26 protein-coding genes are annotated in these 24498 nt (G+C 62.9%); 13 read left to right on the top strand and 13 right to left on the bottom strand.

All coding sequences use genetic code 11. The annotated features are described in order from the left end of the window. Nucleotides 1–114: 114 nt before the first annotated feature. The 4 genes from NCHOL11_RS11180 (at nt 115) to NCHOL11_RS11195 (ending at nt 4067) form a co-directional block, all read left to right on the top strand. Nucleotides 115–1482, top strand: a complete 1368-nt coding sequence (locus NCHOL11_RS11180; RefSeq protein ID WP_097092368.1) for a putative O-glycosylation ligase, exosortase A system-associated — start codon at nt 115–117, stop codon at nt 1480–1482. Further along, a complete protein-coding gene (locus NCHOL11_RS11185; protein WP_097092901.1) occupies nt 1482–2192 on the top strand; it encodes a hypothetical protein in 711 nt (236 codons plus the stop codon). The genes NCHOL11_RS11180 and NCHOL11_RS11185 overlap by 1 nt, the downstream gene beginning before the upstream one ends. 214 nt (nt 2193–2406) lie before the next feature. Then, a complete protein-coding gene (locus NCHOL11_RS11190) occupies nt 2407–3579 on the top strand; it encodes a mechanosensitive ion channel family protein (protein ID WP_097092902.1) in 1173 nt (390 codons plus the stop codon). A gap of 89 nt (nt 3580–3668) precedes the next feature. Beyond that, on the top strand, nt 3669–4067 hold the full coding sequence (locus NCHOL11_RS11195; protein ID WP_097092369.1) for a hypothetical protein: 399 nt from the start codon (nt 3669–3671) through the stop codon (nt 4065–4067). Here NCHOL11_RS11195 and dgcA read toward each other — a convergent pair. Next, nucleotides 4061–5038 carry an N-acetyl-D-Glu racemase DgcA gene (gene dgcA, locus NCHOL11_RS11200; protein WP_097092370.1) on the bottom strand — a complete coding sequence of 326 codons (978 nt, stop codon included), beginning with the start codon at nt 5036–5038 and terminating at the stop codon, nt 4061–4063. The two genes, NCHOL11_RS11195 and dgcA, sit on opposite strands and share 7 nt — an antisense overlap. 104 nt (nt 5039–5142) lie before the next feature. On the opposite strand from dgcA, the gene NCHOL11_RS11205 reads away from it, so the two are divergent. After that, entirely contained in the window at nt 5143–6429 is a 1287-nt protein-coding gene (locus NCHOL11_RS11205) for a class I SAM-dependent methyltransferase (RefSeq protein ID WP_097092371.1), read from the top strand. Nucleotides 6430–6487: 58 nt separating this feature from the next. Then, complete coding sequence (locus tag NCHOL11_RS11210) at nt 6488–8275, top strand: ABC transporter transmembrane domain-containing protein (protein WP_097092372.1); 1788 nt, start codon at nt 6488–6490, stop codon at nt 8273–8275. Between the two features lie 24 nt (nt 8276–8299). Here the strand turns inward: NCHOL11_RS11210 and NCHOL11_RS11215 are convergent, their stop codons facing one another. The 5 genes from NCHOL11_RS11215 to NCHOL11_RS11235 form a co-directional block, all read right to left on the bottom strand. Continuing rightward, nucleotides 8300–8617 carry a PilZ domain-containing protein gene (locus tag NCHOL11_RS11215; protein WP_097092903.1) on the bottom strand — a complete coding sequence of 106 codons (318 nt, stop codon included), beginning with the start codon at nt 8615–8617 and terminating at the stop codon, nt 8300–8302. Nucleotides 8618–8808: 191 nt separating this feature from the next. Further along, nucleotides 8809–9231, bottom strand: a complete 423-nt coding sequence (locus NCHOL11_RS11220) for an ExbD/TolR family protein (RefSeq protein WP_097092373.1) — start codon at nt 9229–9231, stop codon at nt 8809–8811. Nucleotides 9232–9250: 19 nt separating this feature from the next. Continuing rightward, nucleotides 9251–9739: an ExbD/TolR family protein gene (locus tag NCHOL11_RS11225; protein WP_097092374.1), complete on the bottom strand. Its 489-nt coding sequence runs from the start codon at nt 9737–9739 to the stop codon at nt 9251–9253. A gap of 112 nt (nt 9740–9851) precedes the next feature. After that, nucleotides 9852–10610: a MotA/TolQ/ExbB proton channel family protein gene (locus NCHOL11_RS11230; protein ID WP_176502232.1), complete on the bottom strand. Its 759-nt coding sequence runs from the start codon at nt 10608–10610 to the stop codon at nt 9852–9854. Nucleotides 10611–10681: 71 nt separating this feature from the next. Next, complete coding sequence (locus NCHOL11_RS11235) at nt 10682–11341, bottom strand: energy transducer TonB (RefSeq protein WP_097092376.1); 660 nt, start codon at nt 11339–11341, stop codon at nt 10682–10684. A gap of 267 nt (nt 11342–11608) precedes the next feature. On the opposite strand from NCHOL11_RS11235, the gene NCHOL11_RS11240 reads away from it, so the two are divergent. Together NCHOL11_RS11240 and NCHOL11_RS11245 are read left to right on the top strand one after the other, a co-directional pair. Then, nucleotides 11609–12448, top strand: a complete 840-nt coding sequence (locus NCHOL11_RS11240; protein ID WP_255254775.1) for a hypothetical protein — start codon at nt 11609–11611, stop codon at nt 12446–12448. A gap of 97 nt (nt 12449–12545) precedes the next feature. Further along, nucleotides 12546–13850, top strand: coding sequence for a homoserine dehydrogenase (locus NCHOL11_RS11245; protein ID WP_097092378.1), 1305 nt, complete (start codon nt 12546–12548; stop codon nt 13848–13850). A gap of 12 nt (nt 13851–13862) precedes the next feature. On the opposite strand, the gene NCHOL11_RS11250 is transcribed toward NCHOL11_RS11245, so the two are convergent. Further along, nucleotides 13863–14177 (bottom strand): hypothetical protein, encoded by a 315-nt coding sequence (locus NCHOL11_RS11250; protein WP_141397853.1) that lies wholly within the window; start codon nt 14175–14177, stop codon nt 13863–13865. A 152-nt stretch (nt 14178–14329) separates the two neighbouring features. Here NCHOL11_RS11250 and glpX point away from each other — a divergent pair, with 152 nt between their 5' ends. Continuing rightward, on the top strand, nt 14330–15313 hold the full coding sequence (glpX, locus tag NCHOL11_RS11255; RefSeq protein ID WP_097092380.1) for a class II fructose-bisphosphatase: 984 nt from the start codon (nt 14330–14332) through the stop codon (nt 15311–15313). Between the two features lie 147 nt (nt 15314–15460). On the opposite strand, the gene NCHOL11_RS11260 is transcribed toward glpX, so the two are convergent. The 5 genes from NCHOL11_RS11260 to NCHOL11_RS11280 form a co-directional block, all read right to left on the bottom strand. Continuing rightward, nucleotides 15461–15838 carry a MerC domain-containing protein gene (locus tag NCHOL11_RS11260; RefSeq protein ID WP_097092381.1) on the bottom strand — a complete coding sequence of 126 codons (378 nt, stop codon included), beginning with the start codon at nt 15836–15838 and terminating at the stop codon, nt 15461–15463. A gap of 99 nt (nt 15839–15937) precedes the next feature. Next, entirely contained in the window at nt 15938–17719 is a 1782-nt protein-coding gene (locus tag NCHOL11_RS11265) for a sensor domain-containing diguanylate cyclase (RefSeq protein WP_097092382.1), read from the bottom strand. A gap of 112 nt (nt 17720–17831) precedes the next feature. Further along, nucleotides 17832–18200, bottom strand: a complete 369-nt coding sequence (clpS, locus tag NCHOL11_RS11270) for an ATP-dependent Clp protease adapter ClpS (RefSeq protein ID WP_176502233.1) — start codon at nt 18198–18200, stop codon at nt 17832–17834. A 144-nt stretch (nt 18201–18344) separates the two neighbouring features. Next, on the bottom strand, nt 18345–19190 hold the full coding sequence (locus tag NCHOL11_RS11275) for a phasin family protein (RefSeq protein WP_097092384.1): 846 nt from the start codon (nt 19188–19190) through the stop codon (nt 18345–18347). A 130-nt stretch (nt 19191–19320) separates the two neighbouring features. After that, a complete protein-coding gene (locus tag NCHOL11_RS11280; RefSeq protein ID WP_097092385.1) occupies nt 19321–21060 on the bottom strand; it encodes a PHA/PHB synthase family protein in 1740 nt (579 codons plus the stop codon). Between the two features lie 142 nt (nt 21061–21202). On the opposite strand from NCHOL11_RS11280, the gene NCHOL11_RS11285 reads away from it, so the two are divergent. The 4 genes from NCHOL11_RS11285 to NCHOL11_RS11300 are packed head-to-tail and all read left to right on the top strand — an operon-like array spanning nt 21203 to nt 23659. Then, nucleotides 21203–22411: an LL-diaminopimelate aminotransferase gene (locus NCHOL11_RS11285; protein ID WP_097092386.1), complete on the top strand. Its 1209-nt coding sequence runs from the start codon at nt 21203–21205 to the stop codon at nt 22409–22411. Between the two features lie 38 nt (nt 22412–22449). Beyond that, nucleotides 22450–22653: a hypothetical protein gene (locus NCHOL11_RS18395; protein WP_097092387.1), complete on the top strand. Its 204-nt coding sequence runs from the start codon at nt 22450–22452 to the stop codon at nt 22651–22653. After that, the gene (locus NCHOL11_RS11295; RefSeq protein WP_097092388.1) at nt 22650–23126 is read left to right on the top strand and encodes a DUF2721 domain-containing protein; all 477 of its coding nucleotides are present in this window, start codon (nt 22650–22652) and stop codon (nt 23124–23126) included. The genes NCHOL11_RS18395 and NCHOL11_RS11295 overlap by 4 nt, the downstream gene beginning before the upstream one ends. Beyond that, nucleotides 23123–23659 (top strand): (2Fe-2S)-binding protein, encoded by a 537-nt coding sequence (locus NCHOL11_RS11300; RefSeq protein WP_097092389.1) that lies wholly within the window; start codon nt 23123–23125, stop codon nt 23657–23659. Before NCHOL11_RS11295 ends, NCHOL11_RS11300 begins: the two co-directional genes overlap by 4 nt. A gap of 4 nt (nt 23660–23663) precedes the next feature. Here NCHOL11_RS11300 and NCHOL11_RS11305 read toward each other — a convergent pair whose 3' ends face one another. After that, the gene (locus NCHOL11_RS11305) at nt 23664–24473 is read right to left on the bottom strand and encodes a DODA-type extradiol aromatic ring-opening family dioxygenase (protein ID WP_097092904.1); all 810 of its coding nucleotides are present in this window, start codon (nt 24471–24473) and stop codon (nt 23664–23666) included. Between the last annotated feature and the right edge of the window lie 25 nt (nt 24474–24498).

Raw genomic sequence — 24498 nt, forward strand, 5'->3', positions numbered from 1 at the left:
CGATGATTGACGCCCTTTCCCTGCTGGTCAGCCATGGCGTGATCATGCTGGCGGCCTGGCGGCTGCTTTCGCGCCCGGACCTGGATGACGAATCGCAGGCGGAGCAATCGCCCGATGCGTGACCTGTTCTTCCTCGCTTTTCTTGGCGCCTTCTTCCTGCTGGGGTTGCGGCGTCCATTCCTGCTGGTCGCCGTCTATGCCTATATCGACATCGTCTCGCCGCAGCGGCTGTCCTATTTCCTGCTTAACCGAATCCCGATTTCCGCCATCGCCTTTGCGCTGGCGGTCGGTGCCTGGCTGCTGGTGGACAAGAAAACGGACTGCCGCTTCTCCATGCGCCAGCTCCTGTTGCTGATCTTGCTGGCCTGGTGCGGCTATACGACTGCGACGGCCGACTTCCCGCTCAACGCTCACACGAAATGGGAATGGGTGTGGAAGGCGATGATCTTCGCCATCTTCCTGCCGCTCACCTTGCGCACCCGGCTGCGGCTTGAGGCACTGGCGCTCTTCATGGTGCTGTGCGCAAGCACGATCATCATCAATGGCGGCATGAAGACGGCGCTGTCGGGCGGCGGCTATGGCGTGCTCAACCTGATGGTCGACAATAATAGCGGCCTTTATGAAGGCAGCATCATCAGCTGCGTTGCCATCTCGCTCATTCCGCTCATCCTGTGGCTGGCGAAGCATGGCACCATCTTTCCCCCCGACTGGCGGGTCCGCGGCTTTGCCTATGCGCTATGCTTTGCCTGTCTGCTGATGCCGATCGGGACGGAAGCCCGCACGGGCCTCGTCTGCATCGTGATCCTCGCCGGCATGATGCTGATGCGGTCGAAGCGGCGGTTTATCTACGGCCCGCTCATGGCCGTGGCAGCGCTGGCCGCCATCCCCTTCCTGCCTGCCAGCTTCACCCAACGCATGTCCACCATCGAAAATCATCAGGGCGATGAGAGCGCCTCTACGCGCCTGGCCGTGTGGAAGTGGACGCTGGACTATGTGAAGGAGCATCCCGGCGGAGGCGGCTTCGACAATTACCTGCAGAACAGCTTCACCTATTTCACGCAGGAACGGGTGATCGACAGTGGGGGATCGCGAGTCGAGCGGCGGCTCGTCACCGACAAGGGCCGCGCCTATCACAGCGCTTATTTCGAAATGCTCGGCGAGCAAGGCTATTTCGGCTTCGCGCTCTGGCTACTCATACATCTGATCTGCTTCATCCGGACCGAAGCGATCCGGCGGCGCTATCGCGGCCGCGACGGCCCCAGCGAGGCGTGGGTCGCGCCTTTCGCGCTGGCGCTTCAGCAGGGGCATGTCATCTACATGATCGGATCGCTGTTCGTCGGCATCGCTTACCAACCCTTCATCTTCATGATGCTATCGCTGCAAATCGGCCTCGACACCTATCTCGCGCGCAAGCAGCGGGAGACGGTGCGGAGCCCGGCCATGGCGTTGCGGCCGCTGAAGCCGGTCACAGGGGGAGTATGATGAGCGGAGAACTCCGCATTCTGGGCATGGCGCACGGCTTGCTGCTGGGCCTTGTCTTAGCGTCGCCCATGATAGGCGAGGCATTCCTGCCCTGGGGCGTTGAGGCATTGTTCATCATCGCGGCGTTCCAGCTGCGCCTGGCGGACCGGCGATGGGATACGCGCGCTGGACTGCGGGGCTGGGTCAGCCACATACGCATGGCGCCCGGGCGCCTCGTCCCATGGGCGGCGACGGCGGTCGTGGCGGTTATCGCGGGTCCCGAGCAGGCGACCCTGGCCGGATCGATCCTGGCGGCGGTGCTGATGGCAGAGCTGCTGCTCTATCCTGCCGGTGCCTATCTGCTTGGCCGACTGCCGCGCGCGGGAATCGCGCTGCTCATAATTCTGCTGATCATCGGCTGCGGACTTGCCGGACAGGGCCAGCCCGCCCGGCTCGCCATGGCGTTCGCGCTAGGCGTGAGCGGCTGCGTATTCTGGATGCGCGGCCCGGATGGCGAAGCGCAGGCTACCCTGCTCACGGCAGCGGCAGCTGTCGGATGCTTCGGCGCCGCCCTCCTTATTCCCGGCGCCACGATGATCGCCATGCCCGCCGCCCTGTTGGCGACGACCCTGACGCTCGCCCATCTGTCCGTCATTCGCCGTCATCCGGACCATTGGCGGCTGCGCAGCAGCGGCACGTTTCGCTGGCCGTTCCTGACCCACATGGGTTAGGGCCGGGAACGTAAAAGCGGCAAGGCGGGTTAGAGGCTCTTGAGAAGGAGCCCATGCTGCAAAGCCTCGCCCACGGGCGGGGCTTCGCTTGCCGCGCAGTACGCGCTATCTGACCCGTTACGAACGTGGTTTGATCGCCTTTCTGGAAGAGCGCGGGGGCCAGCCCCTCTCTTCCCTTGGCGGCCTGACCGCTCTTCAATTTTCAGGGATCCCCATGGCCGCGAAGAAAGAGCCTGCATTCACCGAAATCACCGTTCGCCCTCCCAACCTTTCGGAAATGTGGCATGCCACGGCGAACTGGTTCGCGGTTCACTCGTTGCAGATAGTGATTGCCTTCGGGATCGGCATAGCCATCTATCTCGGCCTCGCCGCATTGCGCGAATTCGGAAAGCGCTTCCGTGGCAAGCCGGGCAGCACCCTGGCCGTCTCCAACGTCGTTGGCCGCGCGATCGCCCGGACCACCCATTTCTTCATGGCCCTCGTCGCTGCCCGCTTGGTGGTGAGCTATGCCAATCCTCCGCTGATGGTGATGAAGACGGTAGGTTTCCTCTTCACCATCGCTGCGGTTTTCCAGGCGGCGATCTGGGCGCGCGAGATCATCCTGGGCCTTGTCGAACGCAAGACGGTCGGTGAAGACGCCCATGGCGAAACCCTTGCCAACGCGATGGGGCTCATCCGCGTCCTGGTAACTTTTGGCCTGTTCGCCATCGCCGCAGTGGTCGTGCTCGACAATCTAGGGGTCAACGTCACCGGGCTGGTGGCTGGCCTCGGCATCGGCGGCATCGCGATCGGCCTTGCGGCGCAGGGCATATTTTCCGACCTCTTCGCCGCGCTGTCGATCATCTTCGACAAGCCCTTCCGTCGGGGCGAGGTGATTACCTATGACCAGACGACCGCGCGCGTCGAACGCATCGGCCTTAAAAGCACGCGCCTGCGCGCGATGACGGGCGAGAAGAAGGTCATTTCCAACGCCAACCTCCTCCAGAAGGAGATCACCAGCCTTCAAACGCTGGAGCAGCGCCGGGTGACCTTTTCCCTCGGCATCATCTACCAGACGCCCGATGAAAAGGCCGATGCCATCCCGGCCCTGCTTGAAGAGATCGTGACTGCCGAAGGGATGAACTTCGTCAACGCGGGCCTGGTGCGTTTCGGCGCGAGTTCGCTCGATTATGAGCTGAATTTCGACGTGCCCTACCCTGACCAGCATGATTATTTCCAGTCGCGCCATCGCATCGGCCTGGCGATCTGGAAGCGGTTCAAGGCGGAAGGCATCGAATTTGCCTATCCCACCCAGACGAGCTTCACCGCCGCGCCGGACGGACGCACGATCATGCCCTATCCCGATCCTCTGCATATCGACCATGAAGGGACCGCGCGGCTCACCTGAACCGGTTTTCGATTCGCTTCATCTTCCCCTCGCTTGCCTCGTCCCTGCCAGCGGGTCAGGCAGCGGCAAATCCGATCGGGGACATAAAGATGATTTCACGCGCTACACTCGCCGCCGCCGCTTTGGCGGCATCCCTCGCCACCGCTCCCGCCGTCCATGCCGAAGGGCTTGGAGCCGAAGCCAATTACGGCCGGGCAAACGGACATTGGGGCTCTGAAATCGGCGCAGGCTATGCACTGGACGTGGCCGGGTTCAGCCTGACACCCGGCGCGGGCGTCTATCTGCGCGACGGCGCGGCGAAGCTTTATGGCCGGGTCGAAGCGACATACGCCCTGCCCGCCTTTGCAACGGTGGGCGCTGGCGTCCGCTTCAGCAGCGACAAGGCCAGGCCCTATGCTACCATCGCAATGCCGATCCTTCCCAAGCTGCGCGTGAAAGGCAATGTCGGTCCCAAATATTATACCGCTGGCCTGACGCTCGGCTACTGACCCATGCCCCAAAGGCTTCCGGGTTGCAGCAGGCCGTTCTGCAAGGACAAGCCGCCCTCCCGGTCCTTGGCCAGCAGCAGCGCTCCGTCCAGGTCTATCCAGTCCGCGCCCTGCGCCACCAGCGCGGCGGGAGCGATGCCGAGCGACGTGCCAAGCATGCAGCCCACCATGATGCGGAAACCCCGCTCCCTTGCGGCGCGGGCGAGGGCCAGCGCTTCCGTCAGGCCCCCCGCCTTGTCCAGCTTGATATTGACCGCATCGAAGTCCCCCAGGCGATCCAGGTCGGCGCGCGTATGGCAGCTTTCATCGGCGCAAAGGGGCAATGGGGACTTGACGCCCGCCAGCCTGTCCTCACGCCCGTGAAAAACCGGCTGCTCCACCATTTCGACGCCAAGCGCCGCAAGCGCTTCCGCTTCAGCCGCGATATCGATGTCGTGCCAGCTTTCATTCGCATCGACGATCAGGCGTGCGCCCGGTGCACCGGCACGAACCGCTGCGATCCGTTGCCGGTCGCCCTCTCCGGTCAGCTTGCACTTCAGCAGGGCAAAGCCTCTGCCCGCGGCAGCACGTGCATCCTGTTCCATTTGGACCGGGTCGTTCAGGCTGATGGTGAAGGCTGTCGGCAGCGGCGTCGGCGGCTGCACGCCCGCCAACTGCCACACCGGCATGCCTGCCTGCTTCGCTTCCAGATCCCAAAGAGCGCAATCCAGCGCGTTGCGGGCAGCACCTCGGGGCATCGCCCTCAGCAAGGCCTCCCGGTCGAGAGGCCCCTCATAGGCGTTGATGGCAGCGGCGCAGGCCTCGGCTGTCTCCCCTTCATAATAGATGGGCGTGCCCTCGCCCCTGCCCACATGCGCTCCATCGCCGACGGTACAGACGACGACATCGACCGACGTCTTCGCGCCCCGGCTGATGATGAAGGCGCCAGCGACTGGCCAGCGTTCGACGGTAGCGGAAATTATGCGGTTCATCGGCGTTTCCTGAGCGGCGGAACAAGGGCGGACACAAGGCTCTATGCGAAAATCGCGCAGCGCCGCATAGTCCCGCCGAATTCTAATATGAGGATGGGTGCATCGTGACCTCCCGTGAGTTGACTGGTTTTCTTTCTTTGGCCGAGCAGGAAGCCGGGGCAGCGCAAAGCCGCATGTCGGACCTTGCCTGGCGCATCGGCTTCGGCGCCATCAGCTGGCCCTGGCTGCTCGCCAGCCTTTCGGGCGGCCGGAAGGCTGACAAACGCGCTCTGCTGGATGAGCTCAAGCTGCCGCATGACGCGCTCCCGCATCTTGGCAGCTGGAAAGCGGATGTCGGTTTCCTGCGGCATATCGTCCGGGAAATAGCGCGTCTGCGGCCCGCCCAGGTGGTGGAGCTGGGCGCAGGGGCGTCCACCTTGATCGCGGCAAAGGCTTTGGCGATGCATGGCGGCGGCCGCCTGACCAGCTTTGACCAGCATGGCGGCTTTGTTGACGCAACCCGGACCTGGCTTTCCGACCATGGCCTCCACGCCGATCTGCGCCACGCGCCGCTGGCATCGGAAAGCAGCGATTGGCCGGGGCGCTGGTATGCGCTGGACGATCTGCCCGAGCGCATCGACCTTCTGATCATCGACGGGCCGCCATGGTCCGTTCACCCGCTGGTGCGGGGCGCAGCGGACAGCCTGTTTGCACGGCTGTCGCCCAACGCCGTTGTCCTGCTGGATGATGCGGCCCGGCCCGGCGAACGGATCGTGGCGCAACGCTGGCGCCAGCGCTGGCCACACATCGATTTCCGCCTGATGCATGACGGCACCAAAGGGACGCTGGTGGGCCGCAGGCGAGACATGTCGATTCCTGTCGCCAACGACAATGAAAGCGGACGCGGCTGGCAACATCTACGCCGGACCGCCGCGATCGCCGCCCTGCTGGCGACTGGCTGGATCGCGAGGGGCGCGCTGGGCGAATTTCCGCAGGCGGCTCAGGCGAGTCCCTTCCTTGACGAAGCCGCCGCGTCCCACCGTGCCGGCCTGTTGCGCCAGAACATGGCGTCCCAGGTGGAGAGCGCGACCCTCAACAGCGAGGAGATACGCCGTTCGACCGGCATCATCCTACCCTCTTTCCCGCGCAGCTGGCGCGTCACTGACGTTCAGCTTTTCCCGACACCGGACAGTCCGGCCATTGCCATATCTCTCGTGACACCGGCGGGCGAACAGCTCTCTTTCTTCGCGGACAAGGCGGAAACCCCTGCCGAAGCGCGGCCGCTGATCGCCCGGCGCGCGACCGACATCATCGCTTATTGGGAAGCGGGCGACATGGCCTACGCCCTTACCGGCCGCACCGCTGCCCGCCGCATCATGACGCTGGCGGCGGAGATCACGCCCGCCAGCTGAGCCCCCGCTCTACTGATCCTCGTTGAGGCTTGCGCCCCGGGCTGCTAAGCGCGCGCGCATGCAAGATGCGGAACAATCCATGTCGCGCGGCGGCGCGCGTTCGTCCCTTGGCAGCCTCGCCATGCTATGGCGCTTTGCCTCGCATTATCCCGGACGGATCGCAGCCGCGCTCGCCGCGCTCATCGTTTCTTCCGCCGCCACGCTCGCCATTCCCAGCGGCTTCCGCCTGGTCATCGACCGCGGCTTCATGGGTGGTGGCGACATCAGCCGGTGGTTTCAATATCTGCTGTTGATCGTGCTGATCCTGGCCCTTGCCACGGCGGCGCGCTTCTACTTCGTGTCCTGGCTTGGCGAGCGTGTGGTTGCCGACATCCGGTCGGCCACCCAGGCTAATCTCCTGCGCCTGGAACCGCGCTTTTTCGAAGAGAACCGCCCGTCGGAGATCGCGTCGCGCATGACGGCCGACACCGCCATCATCGACCAGATCGTCGGCTCCACCGTGTCCGTCGCCTTGCGCAATCTGGTAACGGGGATCGGCGGCCTCATCTACCTGTTCGCGCTGGCGCCCAAGCTGGCGGGGCTCCTGGTGCTCGGCATACCCATCATCCTCGTCGTGATGATCAGCCTCGGCCGCCGCGTCCGCCTGCTGTCCCGCGCCAGCCAGGACAGGCTTGCCGCCGTCGGCAGCGTCACCGCCGAAGTGCTGGGAGCCATGAAGATCGTTCAGGCATTCGGGCAGGAATCGCGCGAAGCCGCTCGCTTCGACGCAACCGTAGAAGCCGGGTTTGCGACGGCCCGTCGCCGCATCCTCCTCCGCGCCGCCATGACCGCCGTGGTCATCGCGCTGGTCTTTGGGTCGATCACTGCGGTGATGTGGCAGGGCGCGCTAGACGTCGCTGCGGGCCGTCTGTCAGGAGGCAGCATCGCAGCCTTCGTTCTGACAGGCGGCCTTGTGGCAGGCGCATTCGGCGCGCTTTCCGAAACATGGGGCGACCTGCTGCGAGGCGCGGGCGCCGCAAGCCGCCTGCATGAGTTGATGACGGCGAAGCCCGACATCGTTGCGCCCGCCTCACCCCGGCAAATCCCGCAGCTTCCAACGGGCGCCAACCTCCAATTCGATGATGTGCATTTCAGCTACCCGACCCGGCCTGACGAGGCGGCCGTGCACGGCATATCGATCGACATCGCGGCGGGTGAGACGGTTGCGATCGTCGGACCGTCAGGGGCTGGCAAATCGACGCTGATCCAACTCGCCCTTCGCTTCTATGATCCTGATGCGGGCGAAATCCGGTTGAACGGCATTCGTCTGCCCGAAGCAGATCCGGCAGCCGTTCGCGACATGATGGCGATGGTGCCACAAGACAGCGTGATCTTCGCTGCCTCCGCCAGGGACAATATCCGTTTTGGCCGGTGGGATGCGTCGGACGACGAGATCTGGAACGCAGCGCGCGCCGCGAATGCCGAGACTTTTCTGCGCGCGCTGCCCCAAGGGCTTGATACATTTTTGGGCGAAGGGGGTGCTCGTCTGTCCGGAGGTCAAAGGCAGCGGCTTTCGATCGCTCGCGCTCTGCTGAGGGATGCGCCTATCCTGTTGCTGGACGAGGCGACATCAGCTCTGGACGCGGAGTCGGAGCGGCTGGTGCAGGACGCCTTGACGCGTTTGATGTCGGGCCGGACGACGATCGTCATCGCCCATCGTTTGGCGACGGTGCGTGCCGCGGACCGTATCATCGTGCTTGATGGAGGCCGGGTCGTCGAGCAGGGCAATCATGCCGCGCTCATGGCGGAAAAGGGCTTGTACGCGCGGCTGGCGAGCCTTCAGTTTCAAGATGTAGCGCCGGCCTGAAGGCTTCCACCACTCGCCGCTCGACTAGTCGCTGATCCGCACGATGTGATCGAGGATGGCGGGGTGGAGCGGCCGTTCGAACTGGCAACCTGCTTCGTGGCCCCGCGTCCAGAGGACATGGGCACGGCGCCCTTCGAAACCTGGCAACATGACCCAGAGGCAATCGCCCGCAGCAAGCTTCATGAAGCTCTGCAACCGGAAGCCGCTGACGGAGAGATCGGCGACGCGGCTTTTGAACCAGGTTTCACCCGGCCGCCTCACCTTTACCGGCACGTGGACATAGCGCCGCTCCGATAGGCGGCTGCCGTTTGCGCTCGGCTCAATGTGAATTTCTGCGCCCATGGTCAGATGCGTCCCTTGCGGCGCATTCTCGCTGATCGCGGTTAAGAAGTGTTGAAGACGAGCGGGCAAAAAAGAAGGGCCGCCGAAGCGACCCTTGATCAATTGCCAAAAGCTGATTGCGTCACCCCAGCCCGCGCCCGGAAACGGGAAGTCGAACATTCCCGGCCAGACGGCGGCGGCGTAGCCAGCCTTTAGAAATTTCCATATTGTTCGTTGCCGACGAAGCCCAGCTTCGTGACGCCAGCGCGCTTGATCTCCGCAAGCACCTCATCAACGACCACATAACGGGTGGCCGCGTTGGGCTGGAACTGCAATTCGGGTTCGACCGGCAAGCGCAGCGACTGCTGCAGATACTGACGCAGGGTCAGCAGGTCGATGGCCGAACCGTTCCAGGTGATGATACCACCGGCATCGATCGCGACCTTGTTCTTGACAGGGTCGATAACGCTGTCGGTCGGCGGCGCGTTTTGCGGCAGGTCGATCTTGACCGCGTGGGTCTGGATCGGGATCGTGATGATGAACATGATGAGGAGAACGAGCATGACGTCGATCAACGGCGTCGTGTTCATCTCCATCATCGGCTCGCCATCATCTTTTCCGGCACTCATTGCCATGGGGCGATACTCCTAAAACTTAGAGCCGCTGCGTCTGCGAACCCGGTTCGGGTTCGGAGATGAAGCCGACCTTCGGGAAACCGGCGCGCTGCATCGTATAGATGGTGCCGCCGATGCACCGGTAGGGCGTATTGATGTCGCCGCGGATATGCACTTCAGGCAGATCCTCCGGCGTCAGGTTTTCAACGCCGCCCGCCTTCTTGATGTCCGCTTCGAGCTTCGCGACCGCACGGTCGAGCAACTCGTCCGAAGACACCTTGGTCAGGTTCCAGTAAACCGCGCAGCTGCCGTCTCCGGCTTGCGTGATCGACAGCGAGACATTCTCCGGCTTCGTCGTCGTCGGCTCGAACGCGACCTTGGGGAGCTGCAGCTGAACCGTCTGGACGACGACCGGGACCGCGATGAGGAAGATGATGAGCAACACCAGCATGACGTCGACGAGCGGCGTCGTGTTGATGTCGGACATCGGCTTTTCATCACCGCCGTCGGAGCCAACACTCATTGCCATTGATTAATTTCCTAACATGCGTGTCGATGGTGCCCCTTCTCGTGGGGCCCATAGCCGGTGAGGAAACAGTAGCCGCAGCCGCCTACGGATCCGCACCGGCTCCTTGACCCTATCAGGCCTTGGTCGGAGCAGCAGCCGGCTTGGCGGCAGGCGCAGCCGGAGCAGTCGCGAACGAAGGCTTGACGGCGCCGTTCGACACCAGGTGAGCCAGCAGATCGACGGTGAAGCCATTCAGCTGTTCGGCGATCGACTTGTTGCGGCGCTGCAGGAAGTTGTAGGCAAGCACCGCAGGAACGGCCACGGCCAGACCCAGCGCGGTCATGATCAGAGCTTCACCGACCGGGCCGGCGACGGCGTCGATCGATGCCTGACCGGCAGCACCGATCTTGATGAGCGCGCGGTAGATGCCGATAACCGTACCGAACAGACCGATGAACGGCGAGGTCGCACCGACGGTCGCGAGGAACGCCAGGCCACCGCCGAGCTTCGAGTTGATCGACGCTTCCGAACGGGCGAGCGAACCGTGCAGCCAGTCATGAGCTTCGACCGGGTCGGTCAGCTTGGTGTGTTCTTCCTGAGCCTTGATGCCGTCGTCGACGATCTGCTTGTAGGCCGAGTTCTTTTCGAGCTTGGCCGAACCTTCCTTCAGGGTCGCGGCGCGCCAGAAGGTTGCGCGAACCTTCTTGCCCTGATTGAGAACCTTCTGCTGTTCGATCAGCTTGGTGAACAGGATGTAGAAGGTGCCGACAGACATGGCGACCAGGATGATGAACACGGTCCATGCGATGGTGCCGCCCTGCTCCAGGGCTTCCATGAGGCCGTAGGGATTTTCCGGCTTGGGCGCCGCAGCTGCTGCGAGATACATCAACATTTTCAAGACTTCCCTCTCAAAAGGATCAATAAAAGGGGAAGGCGGCAGCAGCGCCAGCCTTCCCGTTACAATTATTCAGGCAGTCGCCAGGTGATGCGACCATTGTAGGTGTCGGACATGGGTCCGCCTCCGGCTGCCGTAGCGGGCTTGAACTTCGCACGGCGCGGCAGGAGACGGCACGTCGCCTCGTCAAGGTCGGGATGACCCGTAGAAGAGGTGATGGTGCAGCTCGTGACACGACCGTCAGGTCCAATCTCAAGCCGGAAACCAGCCGTACCCGAACGTTCTTCGCGCTGTGCGCGGCTCGGATAGTCGGCATCGCTGAGCCAGCTGCCCGGCGAGCTGCGCGGCGTAGCGCGCGAAGCCGGAACGGCTGGCGGCGGCGGCGGAGCAGGCGGCGGCGGAGCGGCAACCGGCACCGGGTTGAATACCGGCGGCGGCGTACGCACCGTCTGGATGGGCGGCGCAGGAGCCGGCGTCTGAACAATCGGCGGGGGCGCGACGACCGGCGGCGGTTCGACCGGCTGGTCTGGCGGCGGCGGCGGCGGTTCCTCGTCTGGTGGCGGCGGTTCCTCCTTCACGTCGATCACGTTCAGCTGTTCCGCCGCCTTTTTGACATATTTCATGCCAAGGCCGGTAACAAAGGCATAACCCAGAACAGCGTGAATCAGGGCGACGATGATAATCGAGATCGTGCGACTCGATCCTTGCGAGTGGTCAGCATAGGCCATTCGGCAACGACACTCCTTAACTCAACTTACCATTGTTATAAGCAAACAAGCCAAAAGCGGCCCCAGTTGACCAGGTCGTCCCTGGCCACCTTTGGCCCCCATCCGCGCATTTGCTACCGTCGAAACTCCTATCGCGGCGCATCGTGGCACGCAAACGCTTTATCGATAGGTTGATTTCCGATGAGCATTTTAAAACAGAATGACTTGCCTGTGACAACATTGTCACGGATGACTTTAGGCAGGACGAACATGAAAAGAAAATCCTCCATGACCTTGAAGACCGCTGCTGCAGCATGCCTCATTTTGGCCGCATCTCCGTTGGTTTCGGCGGCTCAAACGAGCCAGCCGACCGAATCCACCACTATATCCTATGCTGATCTTGCGGACTTGGCCGACGCTGCGCCGCTGGTGGCGGTGGCACGCATCCGAAGCATAATTGCACTACCCGAAAAAGCCGCTCAAAATGTCCCTACCGGTCAAAAACGAGTCTATGTCGAAGCCGAAATTCAGTCACTGATTCGCGGTGAAGGGGGAATCAGCCCGCGCGTTCGTTACCTTTATGATGCCACCCTCACCGCGCGCGGAAAGCTCCCCAAGCTCAAAAAAGCACAGGTCATCCTCTTTGCCCGGCCCGCGGCCCGGCCGGGCGAAATTCAGCTTGTGGCACGCGACGCCCAGATATTTGCAACGCCTTCGGACATTCAGCAGGTGAAGGCTATCCTGTCTGAACTTGTCGCCACGAAGGCTCCGCCCGGGATTCTCGGCATCGGCGACGCATTCCATGTTGCCGGGACCGTCGCCGGTGAGGGCGAGACACAGATTTTCCTGCGGACGGCCACTGGAGACCCCGTGTCGCTCTCGATTCTCCGGCGCCCGGGGCAGGATCCCAGATGGGCAGTCGCGCTTGGCGAAATCGTCGATGAAGCAGCGCGTCCCCCTGCTTCCGGTAGCCTGCTCTGGTATCGACTTGCATGCAGCTTGCCAGCGACATTGCCAATGTCATCGGTCAAGGCTCTCGCGCCGATCGACGCAGAGCAGGCGCGCGCGGACTACGCTTTCGTCATCCAGTCGCTAGGCAGTTGCGGGCGCACCAGAACAGCCGGTTGATGGTCGTCCCACGCGCGCTACATGTCCTTTTGCTTGGACAGCAGCGCGTTGGCGGCTATCAGCGCGGCTTCATATCACCCTGAGGACAGCCATCATCATGACCAATCTGCACCGCCATGCCCCGCTGCGCGTCGCGCTTGTCGGCCTCGGCACGGTGGGCGGTGGCGTGATCCGGCTGTTGCAGACGAACGCGGACCTGATTGCCCGCCGCGCGGGTTGCCCGATCCAGATCGTCGCCATTTCCGCCCGTGACCGCAACAAGGATCGAGGGGTGGACCTCTCGCCCTATGAGTGGGTGGACGACATGACCACCCTTCCGGGCCGCGAAGATGTCGACGTCGTAGTCGAACTGATCGGCGGCGCCGACGGCCCCGCCCTTACCCTCGCCCGCCAGTGCCTGGCTGCCGGGAAGCCCTTCGTCACCGCGAACAAGGCCATGCTGGCCCATCATGGGCTGGATTTGGCGGCTTTGGCGGAAAAGGCCGGGATAGCGCTCAAATATGAAGCAGCGGTCGCCGGCGGCATCCCGGTCATCAAGGGCTTGCGCGAAGGAGCGGCCGCCAACGAGATCAGCCGCGTCTATGGCATTCTCAACGGCACCTGCAACTACATCCTGACCACGATGGAAAAGGAAGGCCGCAGCTTCGACGACGTACTGAAGGAAGCGCAGGAACTGGGTTATGCCGAAGCCGACCCGAGCTTCGATATCGATGGCGTCGACGCCGCGCACAAGCTGACCATCCTTGCCAGCCTCGCCTTTGGTACTGAATTGGACTTTGGCAATGTAGCGGTGACGGGCATCCGCCACGTCATCGCCGCCGACATCGCCGAAGCAGCGGCGTTGGGCTATCGTATCCGCCTGGTCGGCATGGCTGAAAATGGCCCCGGGGGTTTGTTCCAGCGGGTTCATCCCATGCTGGTGCCGCTCGACCATCCGCTCGCCCATGTCGACGGATCACTCAACGCCGTTGTCGCGGAAGGCAATTTCGTCGGCCGCCTCTTCTTCCAGGGCCGGGGCGCAGGGGACGGCCCGACGGCTTCGGCAGTGGTGGCGGACCTCATCGACGTGGCACGCGATGAATATGGCGATGCGCTCGCCATGCCCGTCGCTGCACTGGCGCAACAGCCCGCGGCAGATGCAGGCGCCCGCATCGGCCGCAGCTATCTGCGGTTCAAGGTACAGGATCGGCCGGGCGTGCTCGCCGAAATCGCGGCGACAACGCGCGATGCAGGCGTATCGATAGAGAGCATGATCCAGCGCGGCGCCAGCCACGACGACAGCGTACTCATGGCGATCGTCACGCATGCGGGCGAAGAACGGTGCGTCCGCAGCACGCTGGAACGGCTCAAAGGGTCTGACAGCGTGCTTCAAACGCCGATGGTCATGCACATACTCGACTGAAGAGCCTGCGCGTCAACGCGGCCCGAAGCTGCGCATGAGCGTATCGCGCAAAGGTTCACCCAAGCGGAACAGCCGCAACCGCGCTTGTTTTGGGCAGCCCATGTTGCCGATTATCCGGCAGGGGCGCGCGTCAAAGCGGTAGGCGCTCATCTTGTTATCGGGCCCTGGAGCCATGGCGTCGCCCTTGAGCCGCGCCGATGGGGATGATCCCGAAGCGCACAGTTGCGGAGACGCCAGGCACGGTGCTGAACCATGTACCCTATGCTGCGCCGTGATGATTGCAGGTTGAACAAAGCTGGCGGCAAGCAGCGCGGCGATCATCATCACGACCCTTTATCCTGATTAGCCCGCCCAACGCCGCAGACGACCTTCCGTTGCATTGGCGCCGCGAAAAGCGGGATCATGTCCGCTGGATGGGTCGACAAGCCAAGGAGGACCTCCTATCGCGCTGATCACAAAGAGACAGCAGAGGGATTATCATGGTGCAGGCTAGCTCAGTTCTCGATCGTGTCCTGGTGCTTGAGATGGTGCGTGTCACCGAAGCGGCCGCCATCGCCGCCTCGAAGCTGATTGGACGCGGCGACGAAAAGGCGGCTGACGCTGCCGCTGTCGAAGCGATGCGCATGGCATTCAACGACCTCTACATGGATGGCACCGTGGTCATCGGCGAGGGCGAGCGCGACGAAGCGCCGATGCTCTACATCGGCGAGAAGGTCGGCAACGCGATCGGCTCCGGCCCGAAGATCGACATCGCCCTCGACCCGCTGGAAGGAACCACAATCACGGCGAAGGCCGGGCCCAATGCCCTTGCGGTGCTTGCCATCTCGGAAGAAGGGGGCCTGCTGAACGCTCCTGATGTTTACATGGAAAAGCTGGCGGTAGGTCCCGGCTATCCCGACGGCATCATAGACCTCAACAAGTCGGTGAAGGAAAATGTCGAGGCCGTGGCGAAGGCCAAGGGCGTCGATGCCCACGAGATCATCGTCTGCGTTCTCGACCGGCCCCGCCACGAGAAACTGATCGGGGAGCTGCGCGCGATCGGGTGCGGCATCATGTTGATCCCGGACGGCGACGTGGCCGGTGTGATCGCGACCACCAACCCTGAAACCAACATCGACATCTACATGGGATCGGGCGGCGCGCCCGAGGGCGTGCTCGCCTGCGCCGCGCTTCGCTGCGTCGGCGGGCAGTTCAAGGGCAAGCTCCTGTTCCGGAACGATGACGAGCGCGCGCGGGCGTTCAAATGGGGCATCACCGATCTCGACAAGGTCTATGACCTGAAGGAACTGGCGAAAGGCGACTGTATTTTCGCAGCGACCGGTGTGACCGATGGGTCATTGCTGGCAGGTGTGAAGCGGTTGCCGGGCGGCAAGCTGACCACGGACAGCGTCGTCATGCGCGCGAGCACGGGCACCGTCCGCTGGGTGAAGGGCGAGCATCATGTGGATCGCAAGCATTTCTGAGCGGAATGCATGAGTGAATGGAAAAAGGGGGCAGATCGCCCCCTTTTTTTCTGCCCGTCGATCAGGTCCTACTCAACCATATCCGAGCAGACCTGAATTTACGCATTTTTCGGGCCTGCAAGTGAGGCCATCTGCATTGAAAATGTTCTAGCGTCCGGCGCGGTGATTAAGATCGTGGCCGAGGGCGAGCGTCACAACGCCCAGCAATGTATAGGCGCTTTCCTGCCAGCCATGGTCGAGCGTCATCGCGCCGGCCATGATGCCAAGGCCCAGCGATCCGATCGCGGCGGGCATCATGAAACCATGCTTCATAGCGCCATGACCGAGCGCGATCGCGCCCAGCATGATCGCGAGCACGAGGCCGACCTCGTGGAACAGCGGATTTTCGAAAATGCCCCCCGCAGAAGCGAGAAGACCGAGCAACACGGCGGTGCCGATGCAATGCGCAACGCACAGGCCCGATAGCGCGATCGCGACGCGGTCTAGGCGGCCATTCAAAAGGCTGGAGCGGATGCTGATCGGCATGGTGGCCACTACATAGGCCAGACCAGATGAAGTTACAACATATCATCTGTATAAATATGAGCTTGTTTCAAGGCATGGCGGACGCGGGAATGGGGAAAGTCAGGCGGCAAGCCGCAGGCAATTGCGTCCGCTGTTCTTGGCGCGGTAGAGCGCCTTGTCCGCAGCGTCGAGCAGCTCCGCCCGGTCCGCCCTGCCCTTCAGTTCCACAAGCCCGGCGCTGAAGGTGACGATGACGGATTCGCAGCCGACCGTACTGATCCGCCGCTTCGAAACCATGTCCCGTAGCCGTTCGCACACCATGCTTGCCCGCTGGATGTCGGCGCCGGTCAGAAGGATGGCGAACTCTTCGCCCCCCAGCCTGCCGATACTGTCGCCGCCGCGCAGGCCCGGCCGCAGCCGTTCCACGAAGCTGGAAAGCACCTGATCCCCAACACCATGGCCATATCGATCGTTGATCGACTTGAAATGATCGATGTCGATCAGCAGCAGGCAAGCCTGGGCGCCGCGCGCGACCCGCTGGATTTCCTGGTCCAGCTTTTCCAGGAAGGCCCAGCGGCTGTCCGCCCCGGTCAGCGTATCCACCGCCGCAACCCGTTGCAGCGCCCGCTGACGCGCCTTGTGCCGCGACATGTCCCGAATCGTGCTGACGACGCCCGTGGGCAGCCCCTGTTCGTCCAGCATGGCGCGGGTCACCATTTCGCACCAGTCGGCCCCGTCGGTGAAAGCAGCAGGGCGGAATTCGACCGTCTGCACATCCCCCGGCCGCGCCAGCGCGCGCTGATGCGCCCCGTTCACCTCCGCCCGGTCCTGAGGATCCACGACGATTTCCGCCGCGCGGCCGACCAGCAAGGCAGGCGCACAGCCGATCTGCTCGGCAGCCGAGGGTGACGCATATTGGATGATGCCATCGACGCTGATGTTCAACACCACATCGCCGCTATGTTCGGCAATGGCGCGGTAACGCGCCTCGCTCGCCTGCAACGTTTGGAAAAGGCGGCGGCGGCCGTTCAGTTCGGCGGCGAGCGGCATGGCAAGCAGGAAGCTCAGGGCTAGGAACAGCTGGAACAGTTGCGTGCGGTCACCAATGTCGCTGCTGATCAGGGCGATCGGTCCATGGCCCGTCATGGTCGCCCCTCCGCCAATCAGCGCGAGCAGCACGATGGAGGCCGCGGCACCCAAAGAACCGATGCGAAAGGCGATCGTGACCAGCGGCAGCACCAGCAGAAACAGAAGCGGGTAACGGGCGAAGAAGAAGACATGAACGGCGACGAGCGAGAAGAGCAGGAGAAGGCATAGCACCTCCAACTTCTTCCGGCCGGACGTTTCGCCAAGCCATTCGCTCACCTGCCCCTGCAGGAGCATCGTCAGGATCGGCGTGCAGACCAGGCCGCCCAGAATATGCCCGCTATACCATTGCAGCCAGGACGCCCCGAACGAGACCGGGGTAAGCACCGACGCAACCAGAGCCGCCCCTGTCGCGGCGACGATGTTGGCGGGAATACAAAGCGCGAAGATGAAGACCAGAAGGGAGCGCCTGGACCCGTCACTCAGATGAACGGGAATGAAGCGGCGGCACAGGATGGCGACGATCAGCGATTCGGCTATGTTGATGATCGCCATCGGAGCGGCCGCCCACGGCCCCATGCCGAACAAGGCCGTCGAAAGGATGCTGGCGATGCCGCATGCCGTGATCGCACGCGGCCAGTAACGTGTCTCCGACGTCTGCAGTTCGGCCATCAACAAGGCGTTCGCAGCCCAAATGAACGCGATGCCGCCTTCGAAGCGGGAGCAAAGCAGGGCCACCGACGCGATCGTGAAATAAGCAACACCGGCAATCAGCGGCGCCAGTCTGGGAGATGGGGAACGAAGAGCGGCAGACATGACGATGCCTGCCTAGCGATCCATCCTTAAAATATGATAACCATGCCAGGCGCTGCGGGCCCCCGTAGCGCCACAGGACATAAGGCCGATCAGCCCCTGCCGAAGCGGAAGCTCAGGCCTTTTCCAGCGTGCATTGCAGCGGATGCTGGTTCTGCCGGGCGAAATCCATCACCTGGTTCACCTTCGTTTCCGCCACTTCATAGCTGAAGATGCCGCACACGCCGACGCCACGCTGGTGCACGTGAAGCATGACGCGGGTCGCTTCCTCCATATCCATGCGGAAGAATTGCTGGAGGACGTGCACGACGAATTCCATCGGCGTGTAATCGTCGTTCAGCATCAACACCTTGTAGAGAGACGGCTTTTTGGTGCGCGCGCGGGTGCGCGTGGCGATGCCGACATTGGGACCGCCCGGGCCTTCGCCCTGGTCGTCCTGGTCCCGGCCGGCCATCTTCTCCCTATATGTGCTGATGCTGCTCATGACGGGTGAGAATATGGCGATTCCGGACGTCAAGGCAAGGGGCGCAGATGGCGAGTCATCGCGCTACCGGACGCGGTAACCACGAAAAAAGGCTCCCGCCACAGCGGCGGGAGCCTGTTCTTCCTTTTGAAGTTCGATCGCAGATCAGACCGCGAGCGACTTCACCTTGTCGGTGACGACCGTGACGCGTGCGGTAAGCGGCTGGGCCACTTCACCTGCCAGCTTGATCAGCGCTTCGCTGTTCTTGGCGGCTTCCTTGGTCAGCTCGTCGAAGCTGCTCGACAGAAGCTGGCTTTGCAGCTGGAAGAATTCGGTCGGCGTCTTGACGGTGGAGAAGCTCTTGAGCGAGGCAGTCGCCTTTTCGAAGCTCTTGCGGCTGTAGTCGACCGCTTCCTGACCCATGGTCTCAATGCCCTTGGCCGCGATCTTGCCCGATTCGACGAGCGCTTCGACATTGCCCTTGGCGATATCGCTCAGTTCCTCGATCGCCTTGGTCGACTTTTCGACGCCAGCCTTGGCCTTCACGTTGAAGTCGGCATAGGCCGTTTCGAACTTGGCCTTGGTCTCTTCAGCGAACTTCTTACCGGTTTCAATCACGTCGTTCATCATCTTGGTTCCTTCTGTGGCAGGCAGCGTCTTGGGCTCTACCGGCCCGGCCTCGGACGAAAGGCTCTTGATTGGTTCAACTTGTGCAGCGGTTTCTTCAACCAGCGGCGCAGGCGCATCAGGCACGGGTTCGATCCGCGGCGGCGCAGCCGGTTCGGGCGCAGCATCGGCCGCCGTGGTGGCAGCGATGATCGCGACCGGATCAGCCGAGGCGCTGCTCTTGACCGCAGCTTTCCTTGGCGTTGCCGGCTTGCTTGCCGGAGCGGCCTTAGGTTCGGAGCCGACCGCGCTTTCCGCGGCCTTCAATGCTTCGGCCGCCGAAAGCGTCGAAGCGGATTTCTTAACCACGGCCTTTTGCCGAGAGGGCTTTGGAGTCACTGCCATTCGAACATTCTCCGTTGCTGCAGTGCACAATACACAGGACGCAGCTTTGACGCAAGAATATTTTGTGCAGTGCAGCAAAAGTCCGGAGGAGCTGGGAGGCAATGTCTCCACTCCCAGCAAATGCAGGGGCTTAACGCTCTCTGACGTAGCGTCCGGGCGCATCCTCTATGGCTTTGAGCGCGCCGTCGCCAGGGATGCGGGCACCCGTGGCGGGCACCGTCGAATCGCCAAGCGACCGAATCCATTCGATCCAGTCGGGCCACCAGCTGCCCTTCGTTTCCTTCGCGCCCGCCACGAAATCGGCAAGGCTGCCCGGCAACTCGTCGCAGGTCCAATATTGATATTTCTGCGCAGCCGGAGGGTTCACCACGCCTGCGATATGGCCTGATCCCGCGAGCAGGAAGCGTATCGGCCCCGAAAAGTGCGATGTGATTTTCCACACGCTTTCAGGCGGCGCGATATGGTCTTCCCGCCCCGCCTGCACATAAACCGGTGTCTGCACCTTGCTGAGATCGACGGGCGTGCCATCGACGGTCAGCGCCCCGGGCTTGATCAACTGATTGTCGCGGTAAAGCTGGGTCAGGTAATTTTTGTGCCAGCGCGCCGGAAGATTGGTGGTGTCGCCGTTCCAGTAGAGCAGGTCGAACGGCGGATAATCCTGCCCCAGCAGGTAATTGTTGACCACATAATTCCAGATGAGGTCACGGCCGCGCAGCAGGTTGAAGGTGGCGGCCATGTAGCGCCCGTCCAGAAAGCCCCCGGCCGAAAGCTGGTCGATCAGCTGCATCTGCTCATCATCGACGAACAGGCCGAGGTCGCCCGCTTCGGTAAAGTCGACCTGCGCGGTGAAGAAGGTCGCGCTCGCCACCTTCTCCGCTTCACCGCGCGCGGCGAGCAGGGCAAGCGTCGCTGCGAGCGTGGTGCCCGCCACACAATAGCCGATCGCATGGACGCTCGGCACGCCCAGCAGTTCCCGCACCGTGTCGATCGCGTCGATCTGTCCATGGACGATATAATCATCCCACAGCAGATCCTTCATCGACGCATCCGCCGACTTCCAGGACAGCAGGAAAACGCTGATCCCCTGATCCGTCGCCCATTTGACGAAGCTTTTTTCCGGCGAAAGATCGAGGATGTAAAAGCGGTTGATCCAGGCCGGGAAGATGACGAGCGGCGTTTCAAGCACCTGTTCGGTGGTCGGCGCATAATGGATCAGCTGGTAAAGCGGCGTTTCCTTGATGACCTTGCCAGGGGTCGCCGCGATGTTCCGGCCAAGCTCGAAAACCGTGCCGTCGGTTTGCGTCAACTGCCCCTTTTCCAGGTCGGCCAGCATATGTTGCAGGCCCTTGACCAGATTTTCGCCGCCGCTCTGCAGGGTCTTTTCCATCACGGTCGGATTGGTCAGCAGGAAGTTGCTGGGCGCGACTGCATCCAGCATGCCGCTGGCGGCAAAGCGCAGCTTCGCCTTCTGCTTGGGATCGACCCCGTCCACCGCATCGGTGAGCTTTAACAGATAATCCGACAGCAAGAGATAGCTCTGCCGGATGAGGTCGTAGAAAGGGTGCTTGGTCCAGGCCGGATCGGCGAAGCGGCGATCCTTGCGCGCGGCGGGGCTCTCGGGTGGAGGCGCGTCGGGCTCATCGCGCAGCACGCCGCCCGAATCGAGGAACCGCTGCCAGAGCGCCAGCCCTTCATTGGCAAAGCCGGTCTGGATGCGAGCGACGGCGTCAGGGTCGAACGGGAGCGCTCGGCCCGTGGCCCCGGCGGCCTGCTCCAGCAAGAGCTGCTGTGCCCGGCCCACCACTTGCGTCCATTGCTGCATCTGCTCCAGCGTCGGAAGATGCGGCTCGTTGAGGTCCTGCGCTTTCATGGCCACTCTCCTCCTCCTGGCATCCTTGACATCCGCCGCTTTCGCTGGCGCGAGGCCGCCTTGCGGGCTATAGCCAAGGCGCGCCGCACCGAAAGTGCAGGCCGCACTATCCCTCATGGAGACCTTTCAGGAAAGCCCTATAATGTCCGAAGAATTCTACCGCATGAAGCGCCTGCCGCCCTATGTCATCGCTGAAGTCAATGCGATGCGGGCCGCCGCGCGAGCCGCGGGAGAGGACATTATCGACCTTGGCATGGGCAATCCCGACCTGCCGCCGCCCGACCATGTCATCGCCAAGCTGGTCGAAGTCGCGCAGAAGCCGAGCGCGCACGGCTATTCCCAGTCGATGGGCATTCCGGGGCTCCGCAGGGCGCAGGCCAATTATTACGGCCGCCGCTTCGGCGTCGAACTCGATCCCGAAACCGAGGTCGTGGTCACGATGGGGTCGAAGGAAGGGCTCGCCAGCCTCGCGACCGCGATCACCGCGCCCGGCGATGTCGTGCTGGCGCCCAATCCCAGCTACCCGATCCACATGTTCGGCTTCATCATCGCGGGCGCGACCATCCGGTCGGTGCCGACAACGCCGGACGAACATTATTGGAAGTCGCTGGAGCGGGCGATGGCCTTCACGGTGCCGCGCCCCTCGATCCTGGTCGTCGGCTATCCGAGCAATCCGACGGCCGAGACGGTCGACCTCGCCTTTTACGAGCGGCTGGTCGCCTGGGCGAAGGAGAACAAGGTCTGGATCCTATCCGACCTTGCCTATTCCGAACTTTATTATGACGGCAATCCGACGCCCTCCATCCTTCAGGTGCCGGGCGCGAAGGATGTCGCGGTGGAGTTCACCTCGCTCAGCAAGACCTATTCCATGGCTGGCTGGCGGATCGGCTTCGCGGTCGGAAACCGGCAGTTGATCACTGCGCTTAAGCGGGTGAAATCCTATCTCGACTATGGCGCGTTCACGCCGATCCAGGCGGCGGCCTGTGCTGCGCTCAACGGACCGCAGGACATCGTCCAGAAGAACCGCGAACTCTACCACAAGCGCCGCGACGTGATGGTGGAGGCGTTTGGCCGCGCAGGATGGGAAATCCCCGCGCCCAGGGCGTCGATGTTCGCCTGGGCCCCGCTGCCGCCTGCTCTCAAGGAGATGGGCAGCCTGGAATTTTCCAAGCAGCTCCTGACCCATGCCAAGGTCGCTGTCGCTCCGGGTGTAGGCTATGGCGAGGATGGCGAAGGTTTCGTCCGCATCGCCATGGTGGAAAATGAGCAGCGGCTGCGGCAGGCAGCACGCAACATCAAACAATATCTGAAGTCGATGGGCATCAACACGCCCGCCAAGGGCGCCGCCTGAATCAGGACGGAGGCTATCGGCCGCGCATTCTTGGCGGAGTGTGCGGCTGCCTGGCGGGGATCGCATTTCTTGGCTTCTCCGCCATCGTATTCGTCGGTTCGGTGATCGGTGACTGCGGCGATGCGCAATCTTGTGGGCGCAAGGATGATGCGGCTCACATTTTGTGGATCGCGCCTCTTTCAGCCCTTGTCATTTTCCTGCTGGTGCGCTGGTTTGTCGACAGGATGACAGACAGACGATGAACTCCCTTCCGCAGGTTTCCCAGGTCGCGCAGACGATCCAACTGGCGCTCGCGCCGGTGTTCCTGCTGGCAGGCATCGGCGCCTTCCTCAACGTTTGCGTGGGTCGGCTCGCGCGCATCATCGACCGCGCGCGTTTGCTGGAAGGCAAAATCCTGATCAGCCGGGGCCGGGAACATGACCGGATGGTGGCGGAAATCCGGGTGCTCGACCGCAGGATGAGCGTCGTCAACAGCGCCATTTTCCTGACGGTAATATCCGCTGGCGCGGTCTGCCTGGTGGTCATCCTGCTGTTCGCGGGCAATCTGTTCGGCGCGCATCTCGGCACGCTGATCGCGATCCTTTTCAGTCTGTCGATGCTGCTGCAGGCTGCTGCCTTTGGCACTTTCATCCAGGAAATCCGTCTGGCATCGCGGATCATACATATCCGCAACGAAGTGCTGTACCATGAAGCGGAGGCGGAAGAGGCGTCATGACCAAGTTCACGGTGAACGACCGCCCGGTTCAATATCGCATGGACCCCGACACGCCCCTGCTATGGGCGCTGCGTGACGCGTCCAACCTGACCGGCACCAAATATGGATGCGGAACGGGCGACTGCGGGGCCTGCACCGTCGATATAGATGGCCAGGCCGTGCGGTCATGCCAGGTCACGATCAGGGAAACCGAAGGCCGTTTCGTCACCACGATAGAGGCGCTGTCCCCCGACCGGGGGCATCCATTGCAGCAGGTCTTCGCCGCCGACAATGTTTCACAGTGCGGCTATTGCATTCCGGGCGTGCTCATGACGGCGGCCGTGCTGCTGAAGCGCAACAGCGACCCGAGCGACGAGGAGATCGACGCCGCCATCACCAACATCTGCCGGTGCGGCATCTACCCCCGCCTGCGCGGCGCCATAAAGCGCGCCGGAAAGGTCATGCGAGGCGAGGAGCAGGTCGAAGCCGCCCCGCCGCCCGGCGTTTCGCCCGAGGACGCCGCCCGCGCGGTTCCCGCGCTCCGCCGTCCCTGAACGCTTATCCGAAGCGATAGGCCGACACCGGCCATCCGCGCACCGCATCGTCATAGTCCAGCCGGGCAGGGTCGCTGCCGCCCGCCCCGACCGCCACCATCAGGGGCAGCAGATGCTCCTCGCGCGGATGCGCGAAGCGCGCTTCGGGCAACTGGTCCCACGCTGCCACCCGAGCCGATCGCCGCTGCGGATCATCATCCATGACGGCATCGTTGAGCGCTGCGTGCCACAGGAGCGAGGGCGTTCTCGCCTGCGAATCCTGAACCCGCATATTGTGGAAGCTCATGCCCGAACCGATGATCACGACCCCTTCGTCACGCAATGGCTCAAGCGCGTGGCCCGCCGCGATATGGGCCGCAGGGTCGAGATCGTGCCGCAGCGAGAGTTGAACGACGGGAATGTCCGCCTGTGGCCGCGCGACCTTCATCGGGATGAAGACGCCATGGTCCCAACCCCGTTCGCGCTCCTCGGCGACGGGAAAACCGGCCTCCCGCAGCAGACCCGCAACGCGATCGGCAAGCTCTGGCGCTCCGGGCGCGTTCCAGCTCAGCGAGTAGGTGTGCGGCGGAAAGTTATAATAGTCGAACAGCAATTCTGGACGATCGCCCTTATGCACTGTGAAGTCCGGCTCCTCCCAATGGGCGGAGACGATCAGCATCGCGCGCGGCCGCTCCGGCAGGCGTTCGATCATCTGTGCGAGATAGTCCTGCATCGACTGCCACATCGGATCGCTCGCAGGCCGGTTCGGATCGGCTGGGTCCATGAAGAAGCAGGGACCGCCACCATGCGGTATGTAAAGGCTTGGCTGTTTCATGGCATGAAGATCGCGTGGCGCGCCC

The organism is Novosphingobium sp. Chol11, from assembly GCF_900218065.1.
Taxonomy (GTDB): domain Bacteria; phylum Pseudomonadota; class Alphaproteobacteria; order Sphingomonadales; family Sphingomonadaceae; genus Sphingobium; species Sphingobium agri.

Bases quoted from the DNA above. Each gene is read 5' to 3' on its own strand.
- NCHOL11_RS11180 (WP_097092368.1), top strand. From the start codon at position 115: ATGCGTGACCTGTTCTTCCTCGCTTTTCTTGGCGCCTTCTTCCTGCTG.
- NCHOL11_RS11185 (WP_097092901.1), top strand. From the start codon at position 1,482: ATGAGCGGAGAACTCCGCATTCTGGGCATGGCGCACGGCTTGCTGCTG.
- NCHOL11_RS11190 (WP_097092902.1), top strand. From the start codon at position 2,407: ATGGCCGCGAAGAAAGAGCCTGCATTCACCGAAATCACCGTTCGCCCT.
- NCHOL11_RS11195 (WP_097092369.1), top strand. From the start codon at position 3,669: ATGATTTCACGCGCTACACTCGCCGCCGCCGCTTTGGCGGCATCCCTC.
- dgcA (WP_097092370.1), bottom strand. From the start codon at position 5,038: ATGAACCGCATAATTTCCGCTACCGTCGAACGCTGGCCAGTCGCTGGC.
- NCHOL11_RS11210 (WP_097092372.1), top strand. From the start codon at position 6,488: ATGCAAGATGCGGAACAATCCATGTCGCGCGGCGGCGCGCGTTCGTCC.
- NCHOL11_RS11215 (WP_097092903.1), bottom strand. From the start codon at position 8,617: ATGGGCGCAGAAATTCACATTGAGCCGAGCGCAAACGGCAGCCGCCTA.
- NCHOL11_RS11220 (WP_097092373.1), bottom strand. From the start codon at position 9,231: ATGGCAATGAGTGCCGGAAAAGATGATGGCGAGCCGATGATGGAGATG.
- NCHOL11_RS11225 (WP_097092374.1), bottom strand. From the start codon at position 9,739: ATGGCAATGAGTGTTGGCTCCGACGGCGGTGATGAAAAGCCGATGTCC.
- NCHOL11_RS11230 (WP_176502232.1), bottom strand. From the start codon at position 10,610: ATGTTGATGTATCTCGCAGCAGCTGCGGCGCCCAAGCCGGAAAATCCC.
- NCHOL11_RS11235 (WP_097092376.1), bottom strand. From the start codon at position 11,341: ATGGCCTATGCTGACCACTCGCAAGGATCGAGTCGCACGATCTCGATT.
- NCHOL11_RS11240 (WP_255254775.1), top strand. From the start codon at position 11,609: ATGACCTTGAAGACCGCTGCTGCAGCATGCCTCATTTTGGCCGCATCT.
- NCHOL11_RS11245 (WP_097092378.1), top strand. From the start codon at position 12,546: ATGACCAATCTGCACCGCCATGCCCCGCTGCGCGTCGCGCTTGTCGGC.
- glpX (WP_097092380.1), top strand. From the start codon at position 14,330: ATGGTGCAGGCTAGCTCAGTTCTCGATCGTGTCCTGGTGCTTGAGATG.
- NCHOL11_RS11260 (WP_097092381.1), bottom strand. From the start codon at position 15,838: ATGCCGATCAGCATCCGCTCCAGCCTTTTGAATGGCCGCCTAGACCGC.
- NCHOL11_RS11265 (WP_097092382.1), bottom strand. From the start codon at position 17,719: ATGTCTGCCGCTCTTCGTTCCCCATCTCCCAGACTGGCGCCGCTGATT.
- clpS (WP_176502233.1), bottom strand. From the start codon at position 18,200: ATGAGCAGCATCAGCACATATAGGGAGAAGATGGCCGGCCGGGACCAG.
- NCHOL11_RS11275 (WP_097092384.1), bottom strand. From the start codon at position 19,190: ATGGCAGTGACTCCAAAGCCCTCTCGGCAAAAGGCCGTGGTTAAGAAA.
- NCHOL11_RS11280 (WP_097092385.1), bottom strand. From the start codon at position 21,060: ATGAAAGCGCAGGACCTCAACGAGCCGCATCTTCCGACGCTGGAGCAG.
- NCHOL11_RS11285 (WP_097092386.1), top strand. From the start codon at position 21,203: ATGTCCGAAGAATTCTACCGCATGAAGCGCCTGCCGCCCTATGTCATC.
- NCHOL11_RS11295 (WP_097092388.1), top strand. From the start codon at position 22,650: ATGAACTCCCTTCCGCAGGTTTCCCAGGTCGCGCAGACGATCCAACTG.
- NCHOL11_RS11300 (WP_097092389.1), top strand. From the start codon at position 23,123: ATGACCAAGTTCACGGTGAACGACCGCCCGGTTCAATATCGCATGGAC.
- NCHOL11_RS11305 (WP_097092904.1), bottom strand. From the start codon at position 24,473: ATGAAACAGCCAAGCCTTTACATACCGCATGGTGGCGGTCCCTGCTTC.